The 8039-nt window shown below is 60.6% G+C and carries 7 protein-coding genes and 1 pseudogene; 6 read left to right on the top strand and 2 right to left on the bottom strand.

Going from position 1 to position 8039, the window contains the following annotated elements; all coding sequences use genetic code 11:
• Positions 1-287 precede the first annotated feature (287 nt).
• Together LPN01_RS14745 and LPN01_RS14740 are read left to right on the top strand one after the other, a co-directional pair.
• Positions 288-986 (top strand): hypothetical protein, encoded by a 699-nt coding sequence (locus LPN01_RS14745; RefSeq protein WP_262829174.1) that lies wholly within the window; start codon positions 288-290, stop codon positions 984-986.
• 585 nt (positions 987-1571) lie between these two features.
• Positions 1572-1760 carry a hypothetical protein gene (locus LPN01_RS14740; protein WP_262829173.1) on the top strand — a complete coding sequence of 63 codons (189 nt, stop codon included), beginning with the start codon at positions 1572-1574 and terminating at the stop codon, positions 1758-1760.
• Positions 1761-1773: 13 nt separating this feature from the next.
• On the opposite strand, the gene LPN01_RS14735 is transcribed toward LPN01_RS14740, so the two are convergent.
• A complete protein-coding gene (locus tag LPN01_RS14735) occupies positions 1774-2487 on the bottom strand; it encodes an EAL domain-containing protein (protein ID WP_262829178.1) in 714 nt (237 codons plus the stop codon).
• Between the two features lie 676 nt (positions 2488-3163).
• Between LPN01_RS14735 and LPN01_RS14730 the strand changes: the two genes are divergently transcribed.
• The 4 genes and pseudogenes from LPN01_RS14730 (at position 3164) to LPN01_RS14715 (ending at position 6509) form a co-directional block, all read left to right on the top strand.
• Positions 3164-3394 (top strand): hypothetical protein, encoded by a 231-nt coding sequence (locus LPN01_RS14730; protein ID WP_262829172.1) that lies wholly within the window; start codon positions 3164-3166, stop codon positions 3392-3394.
• 292 nt (positions 3395-3686) lie between these two features.
• Complete coding sequence (locus LPN01_RS14725; protein WP_262829171.1) at positions 3687-4352, top strand: PAS domain S-box protein; 666 nt, start codon at positions 3687-3689, stop codon at positions 4350-4352.
• 263 nt (positions 4353-4615) lie between these two features.
• A pseudogene (locus LPN01_RS14720) lies at positions 4616-5588 on the top strand (IS110 family transposase).
• Positions 5589-6086: 498 nt separating this feature from the next.
• Positions 6087-6509 carry a hypothetical protein gene (locus LPN01_RS14715; RefSeq protein WP_262829170.1) on the top strand — a complete coding sequence of 141 codons (423 nt, stop codon included), beginning with the start codon at positions 6087-6089 and terminating at the stop codon, positions 6507-6509.
• Positions 6510-6731: 222 nt separating this feature from the next.
• Here LPN01_RS14715 and LPN01_RS14710 read toward each other — a convergent pair whose 3' ends face one another.
• Complete coding sequence (locus LPN01_RS14710; RefSeq protein ID WP_262829169.1) at positions 6732-7763, bottom strand: potassium channel family protein; 1032 nt, start codon at positions 7761-7763, stop codon at positions 6732-6734.
• Between the last annotated feature and the right edge of the window lie 276 nt (positions 7764-8039).

The raw sequence follows: 8039 nt of genomic DNA, 5'->3' as shown, positions 1-8039 counted from the left end.
CCCATCCGTTAATCCATTGAATGGCTTGTCATCATATTCGAAATAAAGGTGATCGACCGGTTTATCAGGGTGGATCTGGGCGGGCGATTGACGTTTGAACACGTTTCCCGTGGCTTGACGCGCCAACTGGAAGTCTAACGCATATTGCTCTGATCGTTGAGTAGGCCCCCAGCGTGTGTTAGCGTGACATCCTGCATTTGTCGGGGGGCAATATGGCTACGCTTGTAAGCAGATCGACGAAGTCTCGGGTACGCGATCATCGCTTTTTCCTTGTTACCGCAATCGTGATGGCCGTGATCAACGTCGCGGGCTTTGGCGTCCAAAACGCCATGGGACGATCGAGTTTTTCGGCTCCGCTGATCGTTCATGCCCATGCCCTGGTGTTTTTTGGCTGGGTCGCGATCTACGTTGCACAAAATGTTCTGGCGTCGACAGGGTCGCTGGCCCTCCACCGCAAACTAGGTTGGATCGCGGCTGGCTGGATGAGCACGATGGTTGTCCTCGGCACCATCGTGACGGTGCGTATGGTTCGCGCGGGCCATGCCCCCTTCTTCTTCCAACCGGCTTATTTCCTCATCATGAACCCGGTCGGAGTTCTTACGTTTGCCGGCTTGTCGACTTGGGCCATCGTACTTCGGCGACAAACCGATTGGCACAAGCGGCTGCATCTGTGCGGAATGGCCATGATCATGGGGCCTGCGCTCGGACGACTGCTGCCGGCACCCCTCCTCATTCCATATACCGGCCTCAGCATCTTCGCTGCGATGCTCGTTTTCCCCTTTGCCGGCGTGCTTGTCGATTGGCGGCGCGATCAAACGATCCATCGAGCATGGTTATCGGGCATCGCCGTGATGGCAGCCGCTCAACTCCTCATTGAAGTTAGCTCCCGAACTTCGATCGGCAATGCTCTTTATGCCGCCGTCGTATCGGGATCGCCTGGCTCTGCAGTTCCGCCACGCGCCTATCCGCCATTCCCCGCGGGATAATCACGCGCCGGACTCGGATCCATCCTCATCCCGATATCACCGGCGAACAGCGGTCCGAACCTGTTCCACCACAGCCGAACCGTCTCATGGCAAATGTCGATCCCTCGCTCAAACAGCAGGTCGTCCACGTTCCGCAGTGACAGCGGGAACCGCACGTACATCAGCACCACCAGCCGGATCACCTCAGGCGAGGAATTGAAGTAGCGGAGCGGCGAGGCGGGTTTGCGGGGGCGAGGCAATGGAGCGCCCTACCCCGCGCCGCATACCATCCGGTGCATTTGGTTTGACGTGTAGATAGGCGTCGAAAAGGGACCCCACCCATCTCGCCTCAACCCTCTCAGTTTGCACGTGAGATTTACTCTAGATAGGGTATTGATCGGCGCCGATCGGGACCCCCTCAAACCTAAATTTGGCACCCAAAACAGCCACTTGCGCTGTCGACCGGTGGGGTACCGCTTCGACGCCTCTCCACAGCCAGGCGGTCGACATAGTCCGGGCGCAGCCCCCTACGTCGCCAGATAGTTCAAGTTGCCGGGGTCCGATGTGCCTGACGGCCTGTTAAGCCTCCACAACGGAGGAAGCGATATGGCCGATGATCAACAGGACGCGCGATACGCCGCAGAGGGCTCGGACGAGGCGCGCGCGGAATGCACCCCATTGACGATGGAAAAGTCGGGCGATGCTGACGCCGACGACAAGGATGTCGGGAAGCCACAGGAGGATTTGGACGCGGAGGACTTAAAGGGCTTCGTCAAAGATCCGCTGGAGCAATAGGCTTGCGATTGCGCTAGGCGACGGCGGCAAAGCGCTCGGAAGGCAAGGTAACTGTTGGAAGGCAGCGGAAGCCCGGCTTGGCGAGAAGATAGCCTTGAATATACCGGGCGCCGAGTGCGCGAAGGCTGTCGTATTCTGCGATTGTTTCTATGCCTTCGGCAATGACGGTGATGTCGAGTGACTGCGCGATGCGGATCACCCCCTCGACGATCATCCGGCGAGGCATGCTCTGCTCGATCCCGCGAATCAGATCCATGTCGAGCTTGATGTAATCGGTCTGGAACTTCGCGAGCAGGCCGAGGCAGGCATGACCAGCGCCGAAGTCGTCGATCGCGGTGCCGAAACCCATCTTCGCATAGGTCTCGACGATCCTCTTCACGTGATCGGTGTCTGCCATCTCCTCGTTCTCCGTAAACTCGAAGATGAGCCGATCGGTGGGAAAGCCGGTTGCCCGCGCAGTCTTCAGGGTCAGCTGGATGCACGCCATGGGCGAGTATACGGCATTGGGTAGGAAGTTGATCGACAGCCGAGCGTCGGACTCGAGAATACCGGCGGCTACCGCGCCTTCGATTGCGGCGACACGACACTGCTGATCGAACGCATAGCGGTTCTCAGGCATGACCGACGCCAGAACGTCCGCAGCACCAGTACCATCGGCGCCGCGCACGAGCGCCTCGAACGCGAACGGTCGGCCTGTTTCGACATCGACAATCGGCTGAAACGCCATGGCGATGTCGAACACCTGGTGCTCCGAACGACAGCCCAGACAGCCTGCTTGCGTCTCTTTCGTCATGGCTCGAAAGCTAATCGGACGAAGCTAAGGCTTTGTGAATCAAGCAGCCTTTTGTAGACCGGTTGCTGTGCTTGCATTGGGCGCCCGTACGTGCTTCCATCCTTATATGCCCCAGCGCATTCTGAGCCAGCGTCAAAGACTTCAGGAGCATCTAGAGGACGCCCTGGTTGAGGCGGACTCGTTGCAGGCACATGCTGTAGCCGCACTGGTCAGCGAAGCGCTGAATGCGCTGACGAATCTGCCCGACACCAAGTCATTGGATCAGTGAAATGTCGATCAGCAGAGTGCGTGGTCGCGTATGTCAGCGGCAGGCCCGTCCAGTCACAATAGACATATAATTGGTCGAACGTTCCGGTAACGAAACTACACATGATTATAGTTGAAGAAGGTGGGCCGCAGGTTCCTACTTCTGCTAAAATGCTGACGCGTAAATGCCGGGGGTTCTGAGTGAGCGATATGCCGCCAGGAGAGGCGATCCAGTCGGTCTGATTGAGACTGCCAGGCGCGCGATTTTCGAAGCATCAATTGTAACTTCCCGCATGGCGCCGGGCTTCGCTCCATCTACGCCGGTCTGATCGCATCAATTGAACACGACAGGCCTCTCGGGCCTGTGCTCAACACTTTGCGCTCGATCAAGCACGAGGCAAAGGTTGCCGTTGGAAAAGCAGCCGCTGTGCTACCGGTAACGACCTCGGTTCTAATAGCCTTTGGTAGCGTCGCGGGTATCGCAGAGTTCTTCGTAGGCAACGTCGTCGTTGCTGTTGCGGCCGGAGGACTTGCCGGTAACACACTGAAGGATGCGATGCTGAAAAAGGATGCCGCCATAGCTGATGCACGTTGATCGGGTCCGCATGACCAGTGTGCGGTCGTTTAGGGTGAGCGGGCGGTTTCCCAGTTCGGAGATCCGTTCAGACGCGGATAATTGGCACGGCAACAGCTGGTTGCCCAGCGGCGGCTTGCACCGCCCAAGTCGTACGCCAAGCAGCGCAAGCTTTGGCCGGCCGCCCGCCGATCCTGGTTTACCGCTATGCGCTCACGACCGCTGAGCGATGACCGCCGCCCGAATTTTTCATCTGGTTGCTGATCCAAAACAGCCCTAACTTCGCGCGCAACGATTAAGGCAAACGCTTCCCATGCCGGCAGCTCATTGTGTCTCCACGGTCGAGGGTATTATCCTCCAAGCAGATCAGGGCTTCTTCGATCTTCTGCAGCGCGAGGAGTACGAGGTCATTGGCATTTCATATCGGCAGATCACCGATCCAAGAGACCTTGGGCGCAGCGCGGAGATGTTGGCGCTGCTGGAAGATGGCGCAGCCCCGGTTCGCCTGCAAAAGCGCTATCTGAGGCCAGATGGCAGCTCGATCGCCGCAAATTTGCTCATCACCCGCTTCTCCGATCCAGACCGCCTAATTAGCACGCTGTTCTGGCAGGAGAGCGGGCGCGCTCTGCCCCCGGCGAGGCTTTGGGCGGCTGCGCTACGGATACGTCACGTCCATGCCGCGCGCATCAAGTTGTTCGGCAAAGAACTCGGCACTGATCCGATCGGCTCAATGTTCATCGGCATCTATCTCGCTGAGGCAGAAGGCCGCACCGTCGGCGTCGATGAGATAGCAATGTATTCCGGCATTGCAGCATCTACCGCAGAACGATGGATTAAGGCGTTGCAACAGCGCGGCATCCTGGACACAACGTTTGAACCGCACGTCCACCTTCAGCTAACGCAATCCGGCTTGGAAAAGGTTGAAGCGATGCTGGCGACAGTCTACGAAGCCCCAGACGCCGCGGCCATGCTGGACTGAAGCTCGTGTATGAGGTGGTCGACTTGTGCCGCGGCAGCGCGGTGTCCCTCGGCATCAAGAAACGCCAGCGCCGCCTGCAGGTGCTCGAGAGCTTCTTGCATCGTAGGTTGCTTCATCGGGCCTGCCTTAATACATCTTCGACCAGACTTATCTTTATGAAAGCTGCATGAGAGCTGACTGAACTGACGGGGTGGATGCCCCCTTCGAGCGGCGTCGTATGATGCCGGACCGGCACCGGAAGGTGCCAAGCGAAGGAGGAGCAGCTGACCGACGTCCACATCCTCGCCATCGACCTGGCGAAGCGCAGCTTCCAGATCTACGCGACATCGCCGGGAGGAGCGGTTCTATTCAACCGGACCGTGTCGCGGGCCAAGCTCGAGACGTATCTGCGCGAGCAGGCGCCATGCATCGTCGCGATGGAAGCCTGTGCTACGAGCCATTTTTGGGGGCGGTTCGCGCAAGCGCTGGGGCATGATGTCCGTCTGATCCCGCCGATCTATGTGAAGCCGTTCGTCAAACGGCAGAAGAACGATGCGGCGGACGCTGCGGCGATCGCGGAAGCGGCTGTTCGACCGAACCTGCATTATGTGGCGGTGAAGAGCGCCGAGCATCAAGCCCGTGCCATCGCCCTCCGGACACATCAGTCCTTTGTCGGCCAGCGCATTCAACTGATCAATGCATTGCGCGGTCATCTGGCCGAGTTCGGTTTAGTGGTGGCGCAGGGCCTGCGAACCTGAAGTCCGTTATTGTATGATTGACGACGGCGCGATCGACCTTCCCGTTGCGGTTCGCGATATCGCACGCCTCTACCTGGACCAGATCGCGTTGCTCACGAACAAGATCGAGGAGCTGCACTCGAAGCTTGTTCACTCGACCAAGGTTGACGACGCCCTGCGTCGGCTGTGTACGGTGCCGGGGGTCGGCCCAGTGACCGCGGGCACGATCATGGCCTTCGCTCCGGATCTGCGGACCTTTGCAAGCGGCAGGAACTTCGCCGCGTGGCTGGGCCTGGTCCCGCGACAGCGGTCCACCGGCGGCAAAACGCGGCTCGGCTCGGTCAGCAAGATGGGGCAGGCCGATATCCGCAAGCTGCTGATCGTCGGCGCGATGAGCCGGATCAGATGGATCGTCCGCAAAGGCGTCCTGCCCGACAACTGGCTTGGCCATGTGCTCGGTCGCAAGCCGCGAATGGTGGCGGCGGTCGCCTTGGCGAACAAGATGGCGCGTATGATCTAGGCGATGATGGCGCGAGAAGAGAATTATCGGATGGCGTAAGCCGGTCGTCTTCCTCTGAAGCGAACCGGTAAGCGCCTGAGGGCTTCGCGGCCCTCGCAAGGAGATCAACTGACGATTATGCGGCAAGGATTTCAATGTTTAGGACGTGGAAACCAGTCCCGGGGCGCGAGCATCGTAGCTCTCTGAACCGATGTGGACCGCGTTCTTCGAACTGCATACCGGCCAGTGGCAAACGATGAGCCACGCGAACAGGTCTGACACACGAGCGATATACGCGCCGAGCCGCCAAAACGTCGGAAAATCACCTTGCAAAACCGGGGGCATCCATACGCGCTCCTCCCAGCGCTGTCGCGCAGATCTGGAAGCTGCGCTTCGCCAGGTCGATGGCGAGGATGTGGACGTCGGTCATCTGCTCCTCCTTCGCTTGGCACCTTCCGGTGCCGGTCCGGCATCATACGACGCCGCTCGAAGGGGGCATCCACCTAATCAGTTCACGGTGTGCCTCGTCTTCTTTATGTCCAGCTCCTTGCCCGCAGGCTTCAAAGGGCCGGAAAACTCTCACTCAAATTGGATGAAGAAACAGGGAGGACGTCAAAAACCGGCATCGGCATGGGCTACTGGTGGGCCGATGCACTGGCTGCCGGCCTGATCTCGCTCGACATCCTGAACGACGGCGTATGGGCGCTACGCTCAGCTTCGGCCGAGTTCGTCGACGGTGCTACTCGTGTGCTCGACGGGACCGAAGTCGCCGAGGACGCCAGCGTCCTCTATGCCGATATCGACGCCTGCTTCCCGGGTGCGAAGGTCCATCTGCGCGAGACCGGTCGATTGATCGAAGCGCAGATCATAGGAGCGACGCCCCCGGAACCTATGCTGAACCCGGCAGACTACCCGGCGATCCGAAGCAGGCCTGGCGGTTGAGGCACATCAGCTTCGTACCGGCAGACGACGTAATTGAAAGCCTGCCATTATCAGTTGGTCGCAGGCGTGCGGGTGGCGACTAGATCCACCCTTAGCCGCAGCAGGCGACGTCGGGCGGACGATGAACGTTCCGGCTGTCCGCGGGCGAGCGCAGTCCACGCGGTCTGACGAACGTTCGATCCAGAGGACCGGCGGCGCTGAACGTCCGGCTGCGGATCCTCCCTAAGCCTGCTTGCCCTCGATTAACTCGATGATCCAATCACCTGCCAGCAGGCGCTGGTCATCGGCCCGTGCCACCTCGATCGCCTGGTCGTTGCGGTAGATCCGCACGATCTGGCTCCCGACGATATCGCGCGGCGACCTGCCGACCTCTTCCGCCGTCACGACACGTTCGCGCAGTTCGATCCGACCGGTCCGCGTCACCAGGTCCGTGACGTAGTCGGCGACGTGCGGTCCGGTGGTGCACTGGGCGAGCAGCTGCCCGCCGAAGCTGACCGGGTTGACGATGATGCTGGCACCAGCGTCGCGGGCCAGCAGCTCGTTCTCGATCGCGGCGATCGAGACCGCAACTCCGGCATGGGGTGCGAGCCGGCGACAGGTGAGGATGATCAGCACTGCAGTATCGTCACGGCCAGGGCAGACTATGGCGCTATAGGCGGCGTCGACCTTGGCGATTTCCAGCACCTTGTTGTGGGTCGCGTCGCCTTCGACCGTGGCGACACCCAGCTCCTCCGCGAGGCGCAGACGGCCGGCGTTCTCGTCCACCACGACGATGCATTCGGGCGGGTGGCCCCGTTCGAGCAATTCGCCGACCGCGGCTGAGCCCGACCGGCCGTAGCCGCAGACGATGACGTGATCCTTCAACCCATGCCTGACGAGGCTCATGCGCCACCGTTCCCATCCCTGCCTCAGCATGAAGCTGTAGGCGCTGCCCAGGAAGATCAAAAACACGAAAATGCGGATCGGCGTGACGACGAAGGTGTCGAACATGCGCGCGGAGTTGCTGACCGGCACGATGTCCCCGTATCCCACCGTGGTCACGGTGATCACGGTGAAGTAGACGATGTCGAGGAAGCTCACCACGCCATCGGTGTTGTCCCTGAGTCCGGCGCGATCTATCCAATGTCCGCCCAGCGCGATGCCGACCAGCACCAGCACCGCGACCCCGCGGATCGCCAGCGTCGTAAGGGGGCTGAGCCGCCCCGGACGATAGAAGCGCGGGCGTACGGCGAGCACGGCGGAGCGGGCCGCCATGCGCCCCGGCGTCAAGGCAGGCCGTTCCAGCCGACGACGTCTCACGGGGCGGTGTCGATGGAGACGTGGTGCATTCCTCCACCTTCCCCGACGGATACGTCGGGAGCAAGGCCTTCCGGGCGGGGAGTGGGGCCCACGAAGTGGCGTTCCGCCAGGCAAGCCGGACAAACATGGCCGCCCTCACCAAGCGTCGAGGAGTGGGGAAACGGAGCCATCCCGATCGTCCTTCGTTCATCAGCGACAAGTCAGATCGCCGCGGGGCGCTCCGTCCGCCTG

Source organism: Sphingomonas sp. A2-49 (genome assembly GCF_025548555.1).
GTDB lineage: Bacteria > Pseudomonadota > Alphaproteobacteria > Sphingomonadales > Sphingomonadaceae > Sphingomonas.
Note: the sequence above shows the minus strand (reverse complement) of the source record. Positions and strands in the feature narration are given on the sequence as shown.

Excerpts from the sequence above, each read along its gene's own strand:
- LPN01_RS14745 (WP_262829174.1), top strand. The coding sequence starts at position 288 with ATGGCCGTGATCAACGTCGCGGGCTTTGGCGTCCAAAACGCCATGGGA.
- LPN01_RS14740 (WP_262829173.1), top strand. The coding sequence starts at position 1,572 with ATGGCCGATGATCAACAGGACGCGCGATACGCCGCAGAGGGCTCGGAC.
- LPN01_RS14735 (WP_262829178.1), bottom strand. The coding sequence starts at position 2,487 with ATGGCGTTTCAGCCGATTGTCGATGTCGAAACAGGCCGACCGTTCGCG.
- LPN01_RS14725 (WP_262829171.1), top strand. The coding sequence starts at position 3,687 with ATGCCGGCAGCTCATTGTGTCTCCACGGTCGAGGGTATTATCCTCCAA.
- LPN01_RS14710 (WP_262829169.1), bottom strand. The coding sequence starts at position 7,763 with ATGGCGGCCCGCTCCGCCGTGCTCGCCGTACGCCCGCGCTTCTATCGT.